Below are 22,095 nucleotides of genomic sequence, written 5' to 3'. Positions count from 1 at the left end.
CCGTTTTTGTGTGCAATCAGTTAACAGGTTGAAGGCTGAAAGACGAAACTACCCAGTGGTCATATTAGTTTGTTGCCCGTAACATTTCCGCCCTGGGTCCGTCTCTCATTGACAAGCCGAAACATCGTTAGTATCCTGAATTAAGCACGTTTCTACAATTCTCATTATCTGGAAGGTCGTTTACCTACATATGCATAAGAACCGCTTCTCCTTTAGCTTGATCATGGTTGGTGCGTTCCTCAGTGTCTTGAACCAAACGCTGATGTCCACCGCCTTACCCGCCATTATGCGGGCGTTCCACATCACGACCGCCCAGGGACAGTGGCTCAACAACGGCTACCTGCTGATCAATGCGTTGATGATTCCCACCACGGCGTATTTGATCAAACGCTACACAACGCGTCAGTTGTACTTGACGGCGTCACTGATTTTCATTGTTGGCTCCCTGATTGGGGCCACGGCGGCCTTTTACCCCGTCTTGATCGTCGGCCGAATGATTCAGGCCTTGGGGGCCGGCATCATCATTCCGCTGGTCAACGTGGTGGTAATGACGTCGACCAAGCCCAGTGAACGGGGCGCTGCGATGGGCATCGTCGGACTGGCCTTGAACCTGGCGCCAGTGCTGGGGCCGACCGTGGCCGGGGTAATTTTGACCCACCTCAGTTGGCCGTATCTCTTCGGGTTGACGTTGCCGCTGATGTTAGTGGACGTGGCCTTGGCACCGAAATTTTTGAAAAATGTGGGCGAACTGCACCAGCAGCGACTCGACCGGACTGGCTTACTGCTGTCCGGGTTTGGCTTGACGGCGGCACTTTACAGCTTCTCCAACGTGGGCGAGACAGCGTTTTGGTCGGTGAAGGGCGTCGTGCCGTTGGTGATTGGGCTGGTGTTACTGGGACTCTTCGTCAAATGCCAGTGGACCAAGCGTTACCCGCTATTGAACCTGCACGTGTTTCGGTATCGGCAGTTTAATTTACCGCTAATTATTAATATGTTGTTAATGGTCACGATGTACGGCAACGCCATCATCATTCCGGTGTTGGTGCAAAATGTGTTCCACCAAAGCGCCTTCGTGTCGGGGCTGACACTGCTGCCAGGGTCAGTCTGCACGGCCATTATTTCGCCACTGAGCGGCCGGTTTTATGACAAATATAATTTCCGGCGGATGGTGATGATCGGGCTGACCATCGACATGAGCGGGTCGCTGCTACTGAGTGCGACCGGTAGCCATTCCTCGATGGCCTACGTGGTCGCCGGGCAGACGATTCGCCAGCTGGGCCTGGTATTGGTGCTGATTCCCATTCAGACGCACGCCTGGTCGATGCTGCCGCTGGCCATGATTCCCGATGGTGTCGCGGTGTACAACACGCTGCGACAGGTGGCGGCCTCCTTTGGCACGGCGCTGCTGGTGGCCATCATCAGTCTGACCAGCACCAGCCACATCCACTGGTCGATGAACAGTCAGCTGGTTGGCATCAAGTTCAGCTATTTGCTGTCAACGGGGATGGTCTTCGTCTGCTGGTTATTGGCGCGGCAGTTGAAGAAGGCTGATGGTTTGGGTGAGGTACCTGAGAAATGAACTCAGGTGCTTTTTTATTACCAAAAAAGTCGGGTGGAAATGTTTGATACTTATCTTTTGATAGCGCTATACTAACGTTAGTTACATAATTCACATACAAGTTTAAGGAGGTTTCTAACGATGAAAGCTGTTAGAGTATACGGCAAGCAGGACGTCCGGTTAGAAGATGTGTCGATTCCTGAACCCAATGATGATCAAGTACAGATCAAAGTAAAATTCTGTGGTATTTGTGGCAGTGATTTGCATGAATATTCAGAGGGCTTGACCTTACCAACCAAGCGTCACCCGATTAGTGGCAAACAGCTGCCAATTACGATGGGGCATGAGTTCGCCGGAGAAGTTGTTAAGGTTGGCAAGGCAGTGACTCAGCTAAAAGTCGGCGATCCAGTGGCTGTCGAACCGTTGATTGCGTGTGGACACTGTGATAATTGTCGTGCGGGGAAGTATAACCTTTGTGAAAATGCCATTGGTGACGATGGTAGCAGTAATTTCATTGGTTTCTCCGATGATGGTGGGTATGCGGAGTATGCGAATATTCGTGAATTCTTTGCCCACAAGATGCCTGCCGGGATGAGTTATGAGTTAGGGGCGCTGACGGAGCCAACAACTGTTGCTTATGAGGCTATTAAGAAGAGTGGACTGCGTGAAGGCCAAACTGTAGCTGTTATGGGTGCTGGGCCAATCGGACTGTTGACGGCGGTTCTGGCTAAAATTGCCGGAGCTACGCGGGTCTTTATTTCTGATGTCTCAAAGGAACGGTTACAAAAGGCTAAGGACCTGGGACTGACCGACCTGCTGAATCCGGATGAAACTGACGTTACTGCCGCAATCAAGACGGCGGTACCTGGTGGCGTGGATATTGTTTATGATGCCGCGGGAATTCAAGCGACCTTTGATACCGGTATTCGGTCGGTAAAGAAGGCAGGCAAGGTTATGTTGATTGCTTTATTTGCTAAGCCAATTACGGTTGATGTCACTAACCGGTTGATTATGCAAGGACTAGATGTTTTAACGACATTGGGCTATAACAATGATTATCCGGCCGTTATGGCGATTATCGACCAGCATCCAGATTTGTTTAACCAACTGATCACCAAGAAAATTCCGTTAGACCGGGCAATTGAGGATGGCGTTAAGACGTTAGCCGTTGATAAGTCTCAGGTTAAAATCCTCATTTCACCAGAATTATAAGTGAACGACAAAAGACGCAACCATCGCCGGCTGCGTCTTTTTTAAATGAATAAGTAATAAAGCCCACTGAGGCCGATGAACGCGTAGATGCCTCGTTTCATGGTGGCAACGTTGAGGCGGGGCTGCAGGTGGGCTGCGATGGTCGTCCCGGTGATGGCGCCCAGCATGCCGATGAGGATGAAAGGCACCAGGTGGGCGGTCACGATGCCGCTGGCGACCCGCAGCGTGGTGATGTAAAAGGTATCGATCAAAAAGAATGTTTGCAGGTCGGCCAGGTATTGCGAAAGCGACCGGGCTTTGGACAGAAAGTACAGGGCCATGAGCGGGCCGCCGATGCCAAACAGCCCGTTGAAGAAGCCCGAGATGATCATGAATGCCCCGGCAACGACCCAGGGATAGGCGGTGTCGCCGGAATTTTTATGCAATGAAAAGTACAGGGACAGGGCTACCAGGAGGCCGCCCAGCATCATCCGCAACAGGTGGACATCCAATACGTGACCCAGGTGCACCGACCAGCTGGCCACGCTGGCGTAGACCAAAAAGGGAATGATGATGCGTTTCAAGCGAATCTCGTGGCGGTTGCGGATCACCAAGGTCACGACGCTACCGAGCATCATCAGCCCCGCCACCCCGGCACTCTGGTCGATGGGCAAGATGTTGGGCAAGAAGATCATCATGATGATGACGGCCCCAAATCCCGTGAGTCCCTGGACCAACCCGCCTAAAAATCCCGCAATAATGACAACTAACCAAGCCACACCCGTTTCCTCCTTCACTAGTATCTTTAGTGTGGCCGAAGCCCCAGCGAAAGTCAACCGGTCGCTGGGCTTGACAGGGGGACGGAGAACTCGTTTAATAAGGTTAACTAAATGAAGAGGAGTGGTTTGAAATGGATGCGCGCACGACGCCTTACTTTTCTTTTGCGGATGCTAAGACAGCGGTTAGTTACTATCAGGAGGTCTTTGGGGCGACGGATGTTTATCGCCTCAGTCCGGATCGCGACCAGGCGAGAATCTTTGGGGTTCCCGATGGCGTCGACCTTACCGACATTACGATGTACGGCGGCTTTAAGATTCTCGGCCTGAATTTCAGTTTTTCCGATGCCTTTGGCGGGCAAACGCAGCCGTCCAACCAGGTCTCGGTCATGCTGGACATCAACAGTGCCGACACCCAGGCGGTGGCCGCACTGGACCAGCTGTACGCCCGGTTGATGGCTTCCGGTAAGGTGACCGTGAAGATGCCGTACGCGCAGCAGTTTTGGGGCAATAAGATGGGGACCATCGTGGATCAGTATGGCATCACGTGGATGCTCAGCTGCTCCCCGTGGGCGGACCAGCGGCAGTCATTTTAGACACAAAAAAAGCCCTCATCAATCCGAGATGAGGGCACCAGTTGATCCATAGGTTACATTTGGAATGTACAGAGCAACTGGGCAGGCGCAAACCTGCATTGACTAGTGTACCTGTTTTCGCAGCAAATAGCTAGGAAAAGTTGGCAAGTTGGCCAATTTAAGCTCATGCGACTGGAAATAACGGGTAACTGGCGGAGCTGATTGGGCAGTTGACCGGGTAATGCATACCACAACGAATGGCGGTTCACCTGAATGATTGGCGGGTCGATTCTCTAAGGGGGGCGGCCCGATTTTGCTATCTTTTGAACTGGTGCCATGCTATACTCACTCCCAAGACAAATTCGGGGAGAGAGACTATGAAAAAACAACTAACAGCATTACTGGCGGTGGGCGTCATGGCGACCACCATGGGGAGCACGTCCGCGCAGGCCGCCACGGAGACGGCTAATCCGACACCGATTTCTAGTAGCGGCTGGTTACACAGTGATGAATCTCAGCGAGGGGCATTTAAAAACACCTACTACCGGCTCAAGGTCAAGACACCGGCCAAACTAGCGGCGTATCGCGCTCAGGGTGGGGCCATGATCCAACGTAAGCTGACCTTGCCCAAGGGCACGATTATTAGTGCCACCAAACAGGGCAAGTATTTGGTGAAGACGGAAAATAGCCAGGCCGCCGACGTGCGCTATGGCCTGAAGGCGGCAACCTTGAAAAAGATGGGGACTGTGGGCCAGGGAACCTTGGTGCTGAAGATCAAGGCCAGCCAGGCGACTAAGATCAAGCGACCGGTCTACGCGCTGCCATACGGTGGTGGGCAATTGCTGAGTGGTGGCTTGAAGGCGCTGAGCCAAGTGCCCAAAATCACCAGCAATCAGATTCGTATCACGGCGGACGGTTACCTGGAATACTACCCGAACCACCCGCACGTTGTGACGGGCGACGGCGGCTATCAGTGGACGTATGCGTTCGACCAGCGGCCTACCAAGAGCGTCAAGATTACCAAGGCCACAGCCAAGGGGAGTCGCGTCTTCTTGTATACTAAGGTGAAACCGGCCGGCGTTGCCAGCAGTCGCGTGGCCAAGACCGGTGCTCACCAATACCGGGTCAAACTGACCAATTTACACACGCCGTACGCCTATACGGATAACTGGCTGGGGGACGACACCGGTGTCGCCAGCCTGTACACCATTGGCAAGACGACTGCTTATACCGTCATTGGCGAGGGATTTAACTAAATTAGCAGGCTATTTAAACCTGATAGATGGGGTCTGGGAGGCTTTTCCCAGGCCCTTTTTACTACGCTGGAAATAGCAGCTTTAAACTAAATAGTTAGTTTTTAGTTAGTTTTAGTTTACAAAAGCTAACTACCATGCTAAGATAATGCCATCAAGAACAAGGAGGCCATTTTCAATGACAGAGAAAAGTCGAGATCTGATGAAAATTTTTGGCAAATTACTACAGAATCGGGCGTTACTGATGACAGTAGGACATCAACCGGGGATGGGCGGCCATGGTGGCGGTCGCGGCCAGATGGGACTCTTGCAAGTCTTGAGTCAATCGACCAACGGCTTGACCAATGCCGAGATCGCGGAGATTTTGGACATTCGGCCCAGTTCCGTCAGTGCGCTGATCACCAAGCTGGTGGATACCGGATTGGTTGAACGGGTGCCCAGTAAAACGGATAAGCGGGCGGTAATCGTCAAGCTCAGCACACAGGGACGCGAGCTGTTTGACCAATATGATCAACGCATGGATGATTGGTCGACCAAGTTGTTCGCCGGCTTGACGGCAGCGGAACAAACTCAGTTGGCGGAGCTGTTGACCAAGCTAAGCCACCATGTGGACGACCTGGACTGGCACGAGATGATGGGTGGCCATGCTCACCCACACTTTGGTCGGGGCGGCCACGGTCCCATGGGTGGTTGGCCACGGTTCTAAAATTGGAGGCATAAGGGATGGCACAGAGAAGAGCAATCGCCATGACCGCGCGACAACGGCCAACTGGTAAGTTTAATAGCAAAGCATTTTTAAAATTGATTCGGCAAACGCAACCCAAGTACTGGCAGTTGTGGGTCGGCCTCTTCTTGGGCCTTCTAGCCACGGGTGCCCAGTTGGCAGTTCCCAAGCTGGCACAATCTTTGATCAACGGGCTGGGACAGGCGTTGAATCGGCCGCTGCTGATTATCGTCATTGCGTTGTTTATCGTGAGCGCTGCGGTTAGTGCCGTGTCAGGGGCGCTCCTAGGGTTCTTCGGTGAAAACGTGGTCGCCCGGTTGCGAGAAACGTTGTGGCAGAAGTTGGTGCGCTTACGAGTCAGCTATTTCGACAACGTCAAGACCGGAGAGATGACCTCGCGGCTGGTCAATGACACCATGCAGATCAAGAATCTGTTGGCCAATTCATTTCCCCAGATGGTGACCTCGTTGCTACAACTGGTGGGGGCCTTGGTGATTATGTTACTGATGGACTGGCGGATGACGACCATCATGTTTGTGGCGGTGCCCGTCGTGATGGCGGTCATGTTTCCCATCATGCGCCAATCCGGCAAGATTGGTCACCAACGGCAGGATGCCATGGCGACCTTTAGTGGTGCGACCGATGAGACGCTCAGTGAGATTCGGTTGGTCAAGTCCTCAAATGCGGAAACTTACGAAACCACGGCTGGCGTTCAGCAGATCAATGATCTTTACCGTATTGGCTTAAAAGAGGCCATCTATGATTCGATTGCGGGTCCCGCCATGACGGCGGCCATGCTCGCAGTCTTCGTGGGCGTTCTGGCCTACGCCGCGGTGCGGGTATCTGCCGGGACTATGTCGATGGGGACCATGTTTTCGTTTCTGATGTATCTGTTCCAAATCATCGGCCCCGCCGGCACGTTGGCGCGTTTCTTCACGGACCTATCCAAGGCCAATGGCGCAACGGAACGGGTACGGGATCTGTTGGCCGAACCGGAAGAGCAGCTGACGACTGGCGCTAGTCAATCCGTGACGGCGCAACCGCTAGCCATGCACCACGTGGATTTCGCCTATGAAGACGAGGGCCCGCTGATCTTGCATGACGTGAACTTTGAAGCGCAACCTAACACGGTCGTGGCCTTTGCCGGACCGTCTGGTGGCGGGAAGTCGACCATCTTTGGCATGATTGAACGCTACTACCAGCCACAACGCGGGCAAGTCACGATTGGCAATATCGATGTGAACCAGGTCAACCTCACCGAGTGGCGCTCACAAATCGGCTACGTGAGCCAGGACTCTGCCATTATGGCCGGCACGATCCGGCACAATCTGACGTACGGGTCAGCGCAGACCTACAGCGACGAGGAGCTATGGCACGTTTTGAAGTTGGCTTCCGCGGACACCTTCGTTCACAATATGGCGGACGGACTCGATACGCAGGTCGGCGAGCGGGGCGTCAAGGTCAGTGGTGGGCAACGGCAACGGTTGGCCATTGCGCGGGCGTTCTTGCGCGATCCCAAGATTCTCTTATTGGATGAAGCCACTGCGAGCCTAGACTCCGAGTCAGAGGCTATGGTCCAACAGGCGTTGCGTGAATTGATGAAGGGGCGGACGACGCTGATCATCGCTCACCGCTTGAGCACAATCGTCGATGCGGATAATATCTACTTCATCGAGGACGGCCATGTCAGTGGCCACGGCACTCATCAGGAGTTGATGGCGAGTCTACCCATCTACCGCGATTACGTGCGGATCCAGTTTAAGGAGTAGGCAAAAGGACCACAATTATTGGCAGCTGCCAGTAGTTGCGGTCCTTTTGGCGTACGCAAGATTATTTAACGAGCTTTACAGCGTGTTGGGTGTAAGCCAAGTGCCAACCCTTAGGTAGTCCGGAAACGTGACTGAACTTGCCTTTGTGATTGTGGAATGACAGGAGCTTGGTGCCATTCTTCAGGGCGCCCTTGGTCAGAGTCAAGGTTCCGCCAAGCTTAGCAGTCTTCTTGATGGTTAAATGGCTGTTGCGGGCGAGTTTCAATTTCCCGTGTGTTTGGTGGTAGTTGCCGGCAACGGTGACTTTGGCCGTGCTGAGTTGTAAGGTCCCGCCGTTTAAAGTGACGTTTCCTTTACCAGTGGCCGTGGTCGTTGCCAGTTGCAGGGTCCCGGCCTTTAAGGTCGTGCCGCCTGTGAAGGTGTTGCGGCCACTTAGCGTCAACTGGCCGGACCCGTTTTTGGTCAGGCTCCCTTTACCGGCCAAGTCGTTGCGCCAGTTATCCTTGGCGTTGAAGCCACCTTTTTTGGCGTCCATGGTCACCGCAACCTTACCATTCAGGGCGCCGTAACCGTTGGCAGCGGAGAAGAGATCCAGGCGACCCCAACCTTCGGCGTCATCCATGACGGGGTAGCCAGCGGGCATCCCAGTCGTGTAGAGGACATCACGACGTTGCGTGGCGCTTAAGTAAGGCAACCGCGTGGCTAACAGCACTTCTGCCCCCTTTGGGACACGCATGGCGGCTGACGTATCGCCCGTTTGGTTGAACCCATAGGTCATGCGGAAACGGTAGGCGTCGCGGTTAGTTTGGTAGTCGCCAAAGTCATCCGTGGCCTTGGTAACGGGGCTCTTGAGCAGGGCATCACTGTGGGCGACCTGGTAGGCTTGCTTCATCAGGTCTTGATTGTTGCTGTCGTTGAGCGTTGCGGCGGTCATGGCGGTACCGACCATGCGGCCCCCCATGACGGCTAGTGGGGAGTGCCGCCCGGCGAGGACCCGGTCGTAACCGACTTCGGAGGAACGAGTGATCAGTTCTTGGAAGCGTTCAGGAACGGCGTAGGCTAGCGTTAAGCCGGTCTCAAAGGCGGCCGTGGTATGGCCACTAGGGAAGTCGTAGTCGTCGGCCTTGGCGTGGGCCATGACGTTGGCTAAGGCAGGGACAACCTTAACGTCCTTACTTTGCCGGTAGGGCCGTTCATATTTGACCACGTGCTTGATCACGCCGGTCCCGGAGAAGGGGGACCGGGCGGTGGTATTGACTAGCTGGACTAAGGGCCCCAATTTAGATGAGGTGTCGGCCCAGTTGACTTTGCTGTAAGGGGCGTTGGCTGGAAGCGGGGTGCTGGGCATCGACGTGAAGTCAGTCTTGGCATCCGCGTTTTGGATGAAGGCATTGGCGTAAGGACCTAAGCCGGAAATCAGGTTGTAGCGCAGGTCCCGGCGATCCGTTAGGTAGGACCGTTCGGCTTCGCTGTCGTTACGGTGTTGCGTAATGTCGGCAGCCTTGGCCACGTTTTGGTCGAGCAGGCTGGCATTCAGCTTTTTGCCGTCTGCCCAATATGTAGAAAATTCGGCCATTTCGCCTACGACGGGATTGGTCTGGGGCGTCGTGTTCTTGGCGACGTTGGCTTGATAAGTGTCAACGAAATAGCCATAAGGCGCGGTGTGCGCGGTTAGATCATCGGTGCGCTTGCTGGCTTGGGCGGTCGTCGTGACCAGGGGTAAGGTCACCGCGGCAAGGGAAAGTAAAACGGCTGCTTTTTGGGTCCAAGGATGTTGGCGTACTTTCATGAAAATTCCACCTTTCGAAATGAACGGGTCGACTAACTTTTCTATTTTCAGGTACATTTTCATCATACCCGAGCAATCTTTCAAAGTCAGTAGGGTTAATGAAAATAATACAGAAAGCATACCAAATCAATACATAGCGTTCGTTTTAAGCCGGTAAAGCAAGTGACTTAACTATTGAACGTGGCCGATGACTTAGTGGATGAAATGAAAGCGATTCGTTTTGCTATCAATTTAAAGCAGCATTCGATATGATGTTGACGGAAGTTGGTTTTTCAAAAAGGACTTGGAAAGGAATTTTGTGATGATTACTGTCAATGAATTAACGACCAACCTAAAGCAACCCCTGCAAGTTGAGCTCCTGACGGGTGAAGAGTGGTATGGCGGCAGCATTGCGGATGGCTCCCAGTACCCCTTACATCAAGGGAGCGATTATCAACTGGACCTGATTCACCTGGTCAATGGGAATCAGGTGGCCCCGGCCTTCATTTCGACCAAGGGCCGGGTGATTACCAGCTATTCGCCGTTTAAACTGACGGTGGCTGACGACCGGTTGAACCTCATTGCGCGTGACCAGGTGCGCTTGGTTGCTGGAGCGGATGGCCTCAAAGGCGCGCAACAGTGGTTAGCCCAGCACACGTTTGAACTGGAGAGCATGCCTCCGGCCGACTTTTTCGAGCTGCCGCAGTGGAACACGTGGATGGAGTTACTTTACCAGCAAAATCAAGCGGACGTCTTGGCTTACGCGCATCATATCATCGAAAATGACTTTCCGGCAGGAATCATCATGATCGATGACTTGTGGGCGGATTATTATGGTCGCTGGCAGTTCTCGACCCGGAAGTTTCCGGATGCCCCCGCGATGGTCCAAGAGTTACATCAGTTAGGGTTCAAAGTCATGGTGTGGGCCTGCCCCTTCGTGAGTCCTGATTCGCAGGAGTATCGGGATCTGTTGGCACAGGGGATGCTGCTGATGCGACCGGATGGCAAGCCAGTCGTGCGGGAATGGTGGAACGGCTTCAGTGCGATCTTAGATCTGAGTAATCCGGCGACCTATCAGTGGTTTAAGGAAACGCTGCAGGACCTGCAAGCCAAGACGGGGGTCGATGGATTCAAATTAGATGCCGGTGATCCGCATTTCTACCAGGCCGATGACGTGTCGCAAATGGCCTTGTCACCGGAGCAGCAGACCGAATTGTGGGGCCACTTTGGTCAGGAGTTTGCCTACAATGAATTTCGGGCGATGTATAAGAATCAAGGCGCGCCGTTGGTCAATCGCCTACAGGATAAGCGATTTGAATGGGGTGCCGAGGGCCTGGCGGAGTTGATTCCCGACACCATTGTCCAGGGCCTGATGGGGTATTATTTCAGCTGCCCTGATATGATTGGCGGCGGTGAGATTCGCAGCCTGGTGACACTGGATCATTTTGATCAGGAGCTAATCGTCCGATCTGCCCAGTGTTCCGCGTTGATGCCCATGATGCAATTCTCACTGGCGCCTTGGCGAGTGCTGGACCAAAACCACTTGGATCTGTGTCGTGAGGCGGCCGATTTGCACCAACGCTTTGCCCCGACAATTTTAAAATTAGCCGAGACGGCGGCCAGAACCGGAGAACCCATCGTCCAGTCGATGGCCTATGACCACCCCGAGACGCCCCGGGCTTACTTAAAGACGCAGTTCAAATTGGGACCATCGTTACTGGTAGCCCCAGTGATTACGGCACAGGCGACCACCAAGGCGATTTATTTTCCGGCTGGTGAATGGCAATCGGTGACCGACGAATTCGCCCAACCAGTGACCGGACCCGCCGAAGTCGAGGTTCCCGTCACACTCGCGAGCCTCCCTGCCTATCAACGCGTCTAACAATCTGACAGAATCGAGGAAGAAAGCATGGAAATGGAGCAAAATGCCAAGCAAAATAAAGTGCTGACCCGCACCACTTATGCCTTTGGGGCGTTTGGCCATGATTTATTCAACCAAGTCATGAATAGCTATTTCATTATGTTTGTGACCAATCACTTGTTTAACGGGAGCGATACGGCGGCCAACAATCGGATGATTGGGATCATGACCACGATTATCTTCGTCTTGCGAATCGCCGAGTTGTTCATTGACCCCTTTATTGGCAATACCATTGACAAGACCAATACGAAGTGGGGCAAATTTAAGCCGTGGGTGATTATTGGGACACTGATTTCGGGTGTCTGCATGATGCTGTTGTTCAGTAATCTCTGGGGATTAACGGCACGGCCATTCTTATACCTCTTTGTATTTACGTTTATTTACATTGTGATGGATATTTTCTTTTCGTTTAAAGATATTGGTCTCTGGTCCATGTTACCGGCGCTGTCATTTGATTCCCTGGAACGGGAAAAGACGGCGACCGTGGCTCGGATTGGCTCCACGTTAGGTGGGACTATCGTGACGGTGACCATCATTCCAGTGATTCTGTTCTTCTCTAAGACCAATACCGGGGGAACAGGGGATTCCCGTGGCTGGTTCATTTACGCCGCAATCGCTGCCATCATCGCAATTTTGGGAGCGCTTTCTATTGGCTTTGGGACTCGCGAAGTGGACTCGCCGTTGCGTGAAAACAAAGAAGAAACTGGCTTTAAACAAGTCTTGAGCGTGCTGGTCCACAACGACCAACTCATGTGGTTGTCGTGTGCTTATCTACTCTACGGTATGGGCGCCTACCTGACCAATTCACTGATGCTGTACTACTTTACGTATGTGTTGGGGCACGCGGCAATGTTTTCCATCTTGGGTATTGCCAACATGATCATTGGTTTTCTGGCTGTGTCGATGTTTCCGGCATTAGCGAAGAAATTCAAGCGGCGTAATGTGTTCGTCTCTTGCATCGTGATTTTGTTGGTTGCTCTCAGTGTCTTTGCCTTTGCGGATCAAAACGTTTGGCTGGTCATCGTGGCCGGTGCGCTCTTTAATTTGCCGCAACCGCTGATTTTCTTGGTCGTGCTGATGACCTTCACGGATATCGTGGAATACGGGCAGTTGAAGCTGGGCCACCGGGATGAATCGCTGGTGCTGTCGGTGCGGCCGCTGATCGATAAGTGTGCCGGCGCCATTGTCACCGGAATCACCGGGATGACGGCGGTGCTGGCCGGTATGGCGGGTAACGCCAAAGTGGCCGACATCACGGCTAGCAACGTATTGACGTTTAAGCTCATCATGGTGGTGGGTCCGGCCATCGCCGTCTTGCTGGGAACGTTTATCTTCTTAAAGAAGGTCAAGATTACGGAAGCCAAGCACGCGGAGATCGTCGCTGAACTGGAAAAGACTTGGAATCAGCAGGATGATACGAAAGATTAGCATAAAAAAAGCAGTATCTCAACCCCTAGAATTGGTGCGGATACTACTTTTTTATTAACGGCTGAATATTGAACCTAAAATTAATGCACTGATTGCTGTAACGACGGTGTTCCGACACCTAAAATTGGTGAAACCAAGCACCTGCGTCAGCCAGGGTTCCGCTTGCTCTGAGGAACGCCTCCAGCCTGAGAAGCGGGCTTCCGGTTCGCTTGAAAGCCTGGCGAAACCAGCCAGTCTCTCAAGACGTCCCGCGCTGTAGGCTGAGAAAGGACCTCAGCCAACACCGCTGACACAGCTGGCTCCACCCTGGCTGCCTCCGGCAAGGTTGGCGGCCAGTTCGTATTATGTGGCTGTAAACGACTATTCTTGACGCCATGAGTCGCATGCTAACAGTAGTTTCAGCTGATTTCTGTCTTTCAACCATCAGTTAACGGGATAGCTCGCGAGTAAGTTGCTGATTGCCCCAGTCTTCCAGGGCGGTCAGAATGTTGTGAAACATGACGCCACTGGTGGTCAGGCGATAGCTGTAGTCGTCCTCGGGAATGGTTGTGACGAGACCCCAGTCACTCAGCTGTTTTAAGCGGAGTAGCAGGTTGAACGTGGAAATGCCACGGACCGTTTGTCGGAGTTCCATAAAGTCAGTGGGGGCGGCGTCTAGTTGATACAAAACCAGAGCGTACCAGCGCTGGTGTAGCACCTCAAGGCCCAGTTCACTGCCAAGGTTGAGTTGCGTTAATGCCATGATCGTCTTCCTTTCCGAATGCCAATTAGCTTAGCATTTGACTGATAGCTTGTCTACTAGATCGCTCAAGGACTGGTTTTTAAGTCAATTTAGCCATCGGGGGTTACAAAATGCCGCTTAATTTCGTTGGTATTAGTGAGGGCGATTTACCAAGGCGCCTGGGACAAATCTTCCTAGGCTCGTTCGCGTCACCTTTACGTAGCTGAAATGTGCGCCGTTTGTCTCACTCTCGTCAGCGCTTACAATCTATGCTACGATGGGATTAAGTGTTAACCAATAGAAGGGAGTATGCACATGTCAATTTCAGTTACGCAACAGCAATTTCACCTGCAAACGGCTCATACCAGCTACATCTTTCACGTGATGGCCAATGGGGAGCTGGGACAGCTCTATTACGGTCCCCGCATTCACGACCAACCCACTTTCCCTGAGCTGACCGTTCGAGAAGAGCACGGTGCAATTCCGGCTTGGCGTCTGGACCAGCCGGACTTTCAACCGGAAACGCTGAAGCAAGAATTTGCCAGCTTGGGCAAAGGTGACTACCGGGACCCGGCCTTTCAAATTACCGGTCCCGATGGTAGTCGTATCAGCGAATTTCGCTATCAGGATTATCAGATCTTAACCGGCAAGCAGCGACTAGACGACCTGCCGTCAACGTTTGACGACAGCGAAGACGACGCCCAGACGTTGGTCATCACCCTGGTCGATGCCGTGTTGAATATGACGCTGACCTTGAGTTATGCGGTTTTCCCGCATCAAGACGTGATCGTGCGTAGCGCCAAATTCACCAATCAAGGCGAAAAGACGGTCATGCTCGACCGGGCCTTGAGCCTACAATTGGACCTGCCGGACGCGAACTATGACCTGCTGCAATTCTCCGGAAGTTGGGCGCGTGAACGCCATTTGATTCGCCAGCGATTGCGGAGCGGAATTCAAAGCGTCGGCAGTCTGCGGGGCGCCTCCAGTCACCAGCAGAATCCATTTATCGCCTTGGCTCGCCCGGAGACCACTGAGGACCACGGGGCGGCGCTGGGCGTGAACCTGGTATACTCCGGCAACTTCTTGGACCAAGTCGAGGTCGACGCCTTTGGCACGGCTCGCGTCTTGACGGGGATCAATCCGACCGAATTTGGCTGGCAATTGGCCGCGGGACAAAGTTTTCAAACGCCGGAAGCCGTCCTCAGTTACACCAGCGCCGGCCTGAACCAATTGAGCCAGCAGATGGGGACCTTCTACCAGCATCATTTGGTCAATCCCCATTTCGCCCAACAGCCGCGGCCGGTGTTGATCAACAATTGGGAAGGTACTTACTTTGACTTTAATGAAGACAAATTAACGGCAATTGCCCGTGACGCCAAGGAACTGGGCATCGAAATGTTCGTCTTAGATGATGGCTGGTTCGGTCACCGAGACGATGACACCACGTCGCTCGGGGATTGGGACGTTTACGCGGCTAAATTACCGAACGGCATCGCCCATTTGGCGGACCGCATTCACGGCATGGACCTCCAGTTTGGTCTGTGGTTCGAACCGGAAATGATTTCCATTGATAGTGAACTGTATCGGGCGCATCCCGAATGGACCGTCGTGGCGCCGCACCGGGAAATGACGCCGGGGCGGAACCAATTTGTGCTCGACATGGCCAATCCGGCGGTCGTGGACTACCTGTACGGCAAGATTAGTCGATTAATCAAAGAGGCGCATCTGGACTATATTAAGTGGGATATGAACCGCAATATTACGGAATCGTTCAGCGCGACGTTGCCGGCCGAGCGCCAGGTAGAGTTCGCTCACCGTTACATGTTGGGCGTTTACCAACTATACGCGCGATTGACGACGGCTTATCCGCAGGTCTTGTTTGAATCCTGTGCCTCTGGTGGTGGGCGGTTCGACCTGGGAATGATGTATTACGCGCCGCAAGCCTGGACCAGTGACGACACCGATGCCGTAGAACGGTTACGCATTCAGTATGGCACGTCTTATGGCTACCCGCTGGCGATGATGGGCGCCCACGTTTCCGCCGTGCCCAATGACCAGACGGGACGGATCACGCCGATTGAAACGCGTGCGGCGGTGGCCTACTTCGGTGACCTGGGCTATGAACTCGACGTGACGCAATGTTCCGCTGCCGAAAAGGCCGCCATCAAGACGCAAGTGGCCTTCTACAAGGCCCACCGCGAGCTGTTCCAACAGGGGACGTTCTACCGGTTGGATAATCCATTTGACGGTGACAAAAACGTGGGCAGTTGGCAAGTCGTCAGTGCCGACGGCCGCCAAGCTGTCGTGGCCCGTTATCAAATTTTGAATCAGCCCAATCCCGCCTACAACCGCCTGTACCTGCGCGGTTTGCGGCCAGACCAACGGTATCGTGTCAGCGGGGATGATCACGTCTACTTTGGCGACGAGCTGATGCACGCTGGGTTGTTCATCCCCCACCTGTTGGCCACCACTCAAGGCGTGGAAGCATCCGCTGACTTCAGCGCGCGCGTCTTTACGATTGATGCGGTCGATTAATTGGGAAAACTGGTGTATAATTCTCATCAAATCCTCATAATCCAGGAGTGATGCGTATGAAAATTTTAGTGACGGGTTTTGACCCGTTCGGTGGCGAAACCACCAACCCAGCCATTGAAGCCGTTAAACGGTTGCCGGCCACGATTGCCGGAGCGACCATCGTGCCATTGATGGTGCCGACGGTATTTCAGACCGCGGGGACCGTGGTGCGCCAGGCCATTTTGACTGAGCACCCCGACGTGGTCTTGAGCATCGGCCAAGCTGGTGGGCGCGCGGCCTTGACACCGGAACGCGTCGCCATCAATTTGGCCGATGGGCGTATCCCAGACAACGCGGGTGACCAACCCAGTGACCGACCGCTACAGGAGACGGGCGCGACGGCGTACTTCACCCAGTTACCGGTGAAGGCAATGGTGCAGACGATTCGCGCGGCGGGGCTCCCCAGCGCCGTGTCGACGACGGCTGGAACCTACGTGTGCAACGCGCTGATGTATCAAGTCCAGTATTTGCGGGCCACGGAATTTCCGGCATTGCGCGCGGGCTTCATGCACATTCCGTTTCTCCCCAGTCAAGTCGTGGCCAAGCCGGGGGTGCCGTCGTTGTCCCTAGCGGATGACGTGCGCGGCATCACCGCCGCCATCACGGCCATCGTTGCAGCTGAATAGACGCAAAAAATGCGGTCTGACGGATTATTCGCCAGATCGCATTTCATTTCACTATCGTGTTAGACGCGTAAGTTTTCGCCGACCAACCCGACGAATGCGCCTTCCTTGTGGGCGTCTGGGTGGGCAATCAGCCATTTGTTCGTCTTGAACAAGAGCCGGTTCATCGGGTCCTGGGTGTCGACGGTGAAGTCGAGGTCCAGGTTCGTGCCGGCGGGCAACATGACTAAGCAGCGGAAACCGTCTTGGCCAGGGGCTTCACACGGCGCGAAGTGTAGCGTGGTGGCGTAGACTTCGATGGCCGTGCCCTTGGGAATCAGGAAGGCTTCCAGCTGTGAGGTGTCGTAGGTCAGGTCGTCATGAATGTCTTGACGTTTGCCCAGTAACAGGACAAAGTCAGTCGCCGCCACGTTGATTTCGGAACTGCTGTGGAATTCCAGACAGTTCAGCAGATGATTGTGGCCGATGCAGTAACCCGTTTCAGTCGGTACGCCGCCGTAAAGCGTTTGTTCCAGCCGGTGAGCGGCCGTGGTGTTGGCCAAAGATTCGGTGTTGGCCACGTATTGCGTCTTTTCTGGCGGGTAAGGAACCGCGTTCAAGTTTGTAATCAGTTCGTCCAAGTCACCAGCGGCAACGATGCGACCATAAGGCCGGAAGCGTTCGTCGGTTACGTCAAAAATTTGCATCAGAATCATCCTTCCAGTTGTAAGTTGCTTTCAGTATGCGCGGGAGTTATGAACATTTTTTGACTTGCGGGTAAAGAAATTGCGGATTTGCAAAATGGTACCGTGATAGTCTTAAGTGTTTTATAATAATCAACATAAAATAGAACTGGAGGAAAATAGTGATGCAGAAATATTTGGCAGAATTCTTTGGTACTTTTATGTTAGTGTTTCTGGGGACGGGTGCGGTAACCGTAGCTGCTGGGAACACGCTGACGATCGGCTTGGCATTTGGGTTAGCAATTACGGTATCAGCGTATGCCTTTGGTGGTATCTCTGGTGGGCATTTTAATCCAGCAGTTACGACGGCCATGGTGATTAATCGGCGAATTAGTGGTAAAGATGCTGTGTGGTACGTTATTGCTCAAGTTTTGGGGGCAACGGTAGCGTCGGCAGTGATGAAATTATTTGTTGGTGGCTTGGGTTTGGCTACAAATCAGCTTGGACAAACAGATTTCCCTAAAATTTCTGCTGGATTAGCATTTTCTGTTGAAGTCATCGTGACTTTCTTATTTTTATTAGTAATCTTGAATGTAACGAGTAATCAGCACGGTAACAGCAATTTTGCTGGACTGACAATTGGAGTTACTTTGGCCTTTCTGATTATTGTAGCTTTGAACCTAACGGGTGGATCATTAAATCCGGCGCGGTCATTTGGTCCGGCTATCTTAGCTGGTGGAAGTGCCCTAAACCATTTGTGGTTGTATATTCTAGCACCGGAAGTCGGTGCAATTATTGCAGCTGTTGTTGCAAGAGTTATGGGAAGCGAAGACTGAGTTAGGATTGATGGACATGAGTTAAGTGTGGTGAATTGGTCGGTAGTTCGTTTGCTGGGCTTTAAGCAATGAAAAACACTGATGTTAGCGTGAATTAAAATTCAAGCCAACATCAGTGTTTTAATTACGATTAAATTTATCCCACGATTAAAAGTTCGGAGACTTTGCCGCGTCCTTGAGATTTAGCTGATATCATGCGGGAAGCCTGTATTCTGTTGATGGTAAAGTCGGAATACAATGTATCAAAGAAATCATCTGCAGGATCACTTTGATGAGGATCAGAATTGCTAAGCGCGAAATGAGCTCCTTTTTTTGAGATTTTTGATACAAATTTTGCGAGCTCCTGCTGCGATGTATCATTGAAACTAGACTTAGCATAACTAGTAAAACTCGATGAATCGGTTAAAGGCCTGTAAGGCGGGTCGAAGTAGAAAAAAGTTCCCGGTCCAGCAAATTCCTCGGTTATACGATAATCCCCAAGCATAATCTCAGTGTTTTGTAGTAGTTCGGAAAAGTTAATGATATTCGACTTATTGAACAGGGTAGCTTGCTTTCTTTGGCCAAAAGGAACGTTGAATGTTCCTTTTGAATTAACACGGTAGAGACCATTGAAATCAGTCTTGTTAAGGAAGATAAAATAACATGCTTGATTTAAATTAGACGAAATTTTCTCTTCGAGTTGGGTGTTAAGAATATCATGGTCGGATTTTCTAGCAAGGATGTTTTCGTTAAAGTTGTTGCGGATTGTATAATAATAATCTTTTTGTTCAGTAGCGGAAAGATTATTATATTTTCTTTCAATTGAGCTTAGCTTAGCCACTAGTTCAGAAAGATGATCTCTCACATTAAGATAAAGGTTAATTAGATCTGGATTAATGTCCAAAATAACTTTCTTTTTAAAGGTATACTTACTTGAAAGAAATAATAGTAAAGATGCACCGCCGGCAAAAGGCTCGACATAAGTATCAATTGTACTTAAATCAATTTGAGCAGCGACCATCTGTTCAATTATTGGTGCTAGTTTTTTTTTTCCGCCAGCCCACTTTATTATAGGGGCTATTGGTAATACTTTTTTTGGTTGATCCATGATTAAAAAAGGGCTCCTTCTTCATTTTTGATACGACGAGTCGCTATATCTAAATAATTGCTTGAAAGTTCAATTCCGATACATTGACGTTGAAGCATCTGACAGGCTACAGCAGTGGTACCACTGCCTAGAAAGGGATCGAGAATTAACATCTCTGGCGTGGTGGATGCTTCTATCATTCTTATGAACAAGCTTAAAGGCTTTTGGGTTGGATGATAACCGAAACGTTTTTCAATCTTTTTGATAACAGGAGTTGACCATACATCAGTCATTTGTTTCCCATAATTACGTTCGCGCATAAGTTGATAATTGAATACTTGATGGCTTTGCTTGTCTTTTTTGGCCCAAATAATTGTTTCTGTAGAATGAGTGAACATTCTACAGCTCAAGTTAGGTGGCGGATTAAGCTTTTGCCAGGTTATGTTGTTCAGAATACGATAGTCGTTTTTCTTCATCAAATAGCCAACTTCAAAGATATTGTGCATGCTACCAAAAACCCACGGTGTTCCATCATACTTAAGAATGCGTTTAGCTTCGGATAAGAAAATATCGTTGAATTGTTCCGTACTTTCATATTCAGCACTTAGCTTATCCCAGCTTCCCTTGTCGACACTGACTTTTTTGCCGCCACGATTTGAAAACCCACCATTTGATAGAAAATATGGTGGATCGGCTATGATAACATCTACCGAATTTGGACGCATGAGCTTCATCAATTTTAATGAGTCACCTTGGTATAATTTGATAAGGTTATTTTTGTAATAAGCGTCTTTCATATGGGATAACTTTCCTCCGATAACTCACTAGTTAGTGTATTATGTGATCACTTCTATTTGTTAAGTATACGGGAAAATAAAAAATTATCGTCGGAACAGACGTTCACTTAGGGAATTCTAATAAAATACGTGGTTATAAAAGTCCCCTTTGTTTTTAGTTTGGCATTTGAACAGCTTAAGCTAGATGCGTCATTTGAAATGTTGAATTGACTTAAAACTTATGCAATTCTTCAAAGTATTGTATTTCATTATAAAGTAAAATACGAAGCGAATCGAGAGAATTCATGTAAATTAAGCAGAAAGTAAAATATTTTGCGACATTTAAGAACACTTAGAGAAGCTGATGCCATGCAGATTTTTATACGTTGTACTTCATATTTGAGTTACTTGATTCTAAAATACTTGAACTGTTAAAATAGGTGGCAAGACTATAGAAAGGCGGGGAGTGTAGTGGCTAGGGGAACGAATAAAGCGAGTAAGAATGAAGTTTGGCAAAAGATTTTTGATAGATCCGGGGATAGGATATTTGATTCAATAGATAGTAAAGGATACTTTGATATCACAGCTCCAGAACTAAAGCAGGCCAGTAATGAGGTGGATGGGCCGGATGTCCGTAATCTGGCAAAGTTTGATAAGTCGTACAGCTTGCCAGATGCGTTCAAGACAGGTACCGGTACAATAAAGGATTACATCAATATAATGCCGTTAGGATATATAGATAAGGTGTATACATATCGTTTGGGAAGGTTTAACGCTTATGCACCATTGGAAATCGAGGAGAATGAATCACCTAAAATGCTTGAGTTCCCCAAGGTACAAACGATTTCTCCAAAAACAATTCCTTCAGAGAATGCATATATTGATGCTGCTTTTTCTAGTGGAATGTTAGATCAGGCACTTGGCAGTGGCAAAGATCATTTTCTACCTGTACTTCACGGGCGGATGGGCTCGGGCACTATGAATTTTAACATCGGAGTTGATAATCCGCAGAGTTTGCAAATTAATGGTGCTCAAATTGAGATTGATGCGACCTTTGAGGATAGTCAGTCAGTCGTTGTTATTGAGGCTAAGGCTGTGCCGGAAGCCGACTTTCTTGTGAGACAACTTTACTATCCGTTTTATGTTATTAGAAATCGAGGTGTAACAAAACCAGTTCGTCCAACATTTCTCTTGCTACTTGGTGGAAATTATTATTTTAATGAATATACCTTCGATGATCCCAATAATTATTCAACAATTAGAATGGTAAGTCAAAAAGCATTTCGCTTTTTTGATAATTTAACGATTACTTTGGACAGGATTGTTGGTATATATAGGCGTAGTAGAATTGTTTCGGAACCGGCTATACTTCCACAAGCTAACTCGTACCTTAGATTTGTAAAGACACTGGCTCTTCTAAACGAAGCGGGCAATGAAGGAAATCCGGAGACTGGATTGAATAAGCGAGATATTGCAAGCGTATTCGGTTATGCTGAACGTCAGGGAGATTACTATGGAAATTTAGTTTTGTACTTGGGCTTATGCTCAAAGGAAAAAGAACAGTTTATCATTAATGATCGTGGAAGAAAGTTATTAGTAAAATTGGATGGTAATGAAGGAAAATTAGCATTGATTGAACTATTACTTCAACATCAGCCGTTTCGAATTGTATTTAAGTATTTGTTGGATAATCCAATGAAGCGTACTTCGGCTCTTTCGTCAGATGATAAATGTATGCTGGCGTCTGAAATAACCCCTTACTTAACGAAGAACTATGGCAAGTCAACGATTCTTCGAAGAATTGAAAGTACTGCTGCCCTGGTTAGGTCAGCCATTTTCGAGTCTATTGATGAGCCACGATGAGCTTTCATGCT

General features: G+C 50.5%; 18 protein-coding genes. 12 read left to right on the top strand and 6 right to left on the bottom strand.

All coding sequences use genetic code 11. From position 1 onward, the window contains the following. The first annotated feature begins 190 nt into the window (after window positions 1-190). A complete protein-coding gene (locus tag EGT51_RS01215; RefSeq protein WP_135366972.1) occupies window positions 191-1,579 on the top strand; it encodes an MDR family MFS transporter in 1,389 nt (462 codons plus the stop codon). 120 nt (window positions 1,580-1,699) lie between these two features. Continuing rightward, on the top strand, window positions 1,700-2,770 hold the full coding sequence (locus tag EGT51_RS01210) for a 2,3-butanediol dehydrogenase (protein WP_135366971.1): 1,071 nt from the start codon (window positions 1,700-1,702) through the stop codon (window positions 2,768-2,770). Window positions 2,771-2,811: 41 nt separating this feature from the next. Here the strand turns inward: EGT51_RS01210 and EGT51_RS01205 are convergent, their stop codons facing one another. Further along, window positions 2,812-3,528, bottom strand: coding sequence for a sulfite exporter TauE/SafE family protein (locus EGT51_RS01205; protein ID WP_135366970.1), 717 nt, complete (start codon window positions 3,526-3,528; stop codon window positions 2,812-2,814). A 131-nt stretch (window positions 3,529-3,659) separates the two neighbouring features. On the opposite strand from EGT51_RS01205, the gene EGT51_RS01200 reads away from it, so the two are divergent. From EGT51_RS01200 to EGT51_RS01185, 4 genes are all read left to right on the top strand, one after another. After that, window positions 3,660-4,121: a VOC family protein gene (locus tag EGT51_RS01200; protein WP_135366969.1), complete on the top strand. Its 462-nt coding sequence runs from the start codon at window positions 3,660-3,662 to the stop codon at window positions 4,119-4,121. A 356-nt stretch (window positions 4,122-4,477) separates the two neighbouring features. Further along, window positions 4,478-5,356 carry a hypothetical protein gene (locus EGT51_RS01195; RefSeq protein WP_135366968.1) on the top strand — a complete coding sequence of 293 codons (879 nt, stop codon included), beginning with the start codon at window positions 4,478-4,480 and terminating at the stop codon, window positions 5,354-5,356. A gap of 175 nt (window positions 5,357-5,531) precedes the next feature. Further along, window positions 5,532-6,059: a MarR family winged helix-turn-helix transcriptional regulator gene (locus tag EGT51_RS01190; protein ID WP_135366967.1), complete on the top strand. Its 528-nt coding sequence runs from the start codon at window positions 5,532-5,534 to the stop codon at window positions 6,057-6,059. 17 nt (window positions 6,060-6,076) lie between these two features. Next, on the top strand, window positions 6,077-7,846 hold the full coding sequence (locus EGT51_RS01185; protein WP_135366966.1) for an ABC transporter ATP-binding protein: 1,770 nt from the start codon (window positions 6,077-6,079) through the stop codon (window positions 7,844-7,846). Window positions 7,847-7,907: 61 nt separating this feature from the next. On the opposite strand, the gene EGT51_RS01180 is transcribed toward EGT51_RS01185, so the two are convergent. After that, the gene (locus tag EGT51_RS01180; RefSeq protein ID WP_135366965.1) at window positions 7,908-9,635 is read right to left on the bottom strand and encodes a phosphatase PAP2 family protein; all 1,728 of its coding nucleotides are present in this window, start codon (window positions 9,633-9,635) and stop codon (window positions 7,908-7,910) included. A gap of 301 nt (window positions 9,636-9,936) precedes the next feature. On the opposite strand from EGT51_RS01180, the gene EGT51_RS01175 reads away from it, so the two are divergent. Continuing rightward, window positions 9,937-11,496 carry a glycoside hydrolase family 31 protein gene (locus EGT51_RS01175; protein WP_135366964.1) on the top strand — a complete coding sequence of 520 codons (1,560 nt, stop codon included), beginning with the start codon at window positions 9,937-9,939 and terminating at the stop codon, window positions 11,494-11,496. 27 nt (window positions 11,497-11,523) lie between these two features. Beyond that, window positions 11,524-12,963 carry a glycoside-pentoside-hexuronide (GPH):cation symporter gene (locus EGT51_RS01170; RefSeq protein WP_225428657.1) on the top strand — a complete coding sequence of 480 codons (1,440 nt, stop codon included), beginning with the start codon at window positions 11,524-11,526 and terminating at the stop codon, window positions 12,961-12,963. Between the two features lie 427 nt (window positions 12,964-13,390). On the opposite strand, the gene EGT51_RS01165 is transcribed toward EGT51_RS01170, so the two are convergent. Continuing rightward, window positions 13,391-13,705, bottom strand: a complete 315-nt coding sequence (locus tag EGT51_RS01165) for a winged helix-turn-helix transcriptional regulator (RefSeq protein ID WP_135366963.1) — start codon at window positions 13,703-13,705, stop codon at window positions 13,391-13,393. A gap of 294 nt (window positions 13,706-13,999) precedes the next feature. On the opposite strand from EGT51_RS01165, the gene EGT51_RS01160 reads away from it, so the two are divergent. Both EGT51_RS01160 and pcp read left to right on the top strand, forming a co-directional pair. Continuing rightward, a complete protein-coding gene (locus EGT51_RS01160) occupies window positions 14,000-16,219 on the top strand; it encodes an alpha-galactosidase (RefSeq protein ID WP_135366962.1) in 2,220 nt (739 codons plus the stop codon). A 56-nt stretch (window positions 16,220-16,275) separates the two neighbouring features. Next, on the top strand, window positions 16,276-16,884 hold the full coding sequence (gene pcp / locus EGT51_RS01155) for a pyroglutamyl-peptidase I (protein WP_135366961.1): 609 nt from the start codon (window positions 16,276-16,278) through the stop codon (window positions 16,882-16,884). Between the two features lie 59 nt (window positions 16,885-16,943). Here the strand turns inward: pcp and EGT51_RS01150 are convergent, their stop codons facing one another. Beyond that, window positions 16,944-17,567 carry a DUF4867 family protein gene (locus tag EGT51_RS01150; RefSeq protein ID WP_135366960.1) on the bottom strand — a complete coding sequence of 208 codons (624 nt, stop codon included), beginning with the start codon at window positions 17,565-17,567 and terminating at the stop codon, window positions 16,944-16,946. Window positions 17,568-17,728: 161 nt separating this feature from the next. Between EGT51_RS01150 and EGT51_RS01145 the strand changes: the two genes are divergently transcribed. Continuing rightward, a complete protein-coding gene (locus EGT51_RS01145; protein ID WP_135366959.1) occupies window positions 17,729-18,379 on the top strand; it encodes an MIP/aquaporin family protein in 651 nt (216 codons plus the stop codon). Window positions 18,380-18,515: 136 nt separating this feature from the next. On the opposite strand, the gene EGT51_RS01140 is transcribed toward EGT51_RS01145, so the two are convergent. Together EGT51_RS01140 and EGT51_RS01135 are read right to left on the bottom strand one after the other, a co-directional pair. Beyond that, a complete protein-coding gene (locus tag EGT51_RS01140; protein ID WP_135366958.1) occupies window positions 18,516-19,466 on the bottom strand; it encodes a DNA adenine methylase in 951 nt (316 codons plus the stop codon). Window positions 19,467-19,468: 2 nt separating this feature from the next. Further along, window positions 19,469-20,242, bottom strand: coding sequence for a DNA-methyltransferase (locus tag EGT51_RS01135; RefSeq protein ID WP_135366957.1), 774 nt, complete (start codon window positions 20,240-20,242; stop codon window positions 19,469-19,471). A 450-nt stretch (window positions 20,243-20,692) separates the two neighbouring features. On the opposite strand from EGT51_RS01135, the gene EGT51_RS01130 reads away from it, so the two are divergent. Next, window positions 20,693-22,084 (top strand): type II restriction enzyme, encoded by a 1,392-nt coding sequence (locus tag EGT51_RS01130; RefSeq protein ID WP_135366956.1) that lies wholly within the window; start codon window positions 20,693-20,695, stop codon window positions 22,082-22,084. Window positions 22,085-22,095 lie beyond the last annotated feature (11 nt).

The organism is Levilactobacillus suantsaiihabitans, assembly GCF_004745505.1.
Taxonomy (GTDB): Bacteria; Bacillota; Bacilli; order Lactobacillales; family Lactobacillaceae; genus Levilactobacillus; species Levilactobacillus suantsaiihabitans.
Note: the sequence above shows the minus strand (reverse complement) of the source record. Positions and strands in the feature narration are given on the sequence as shown.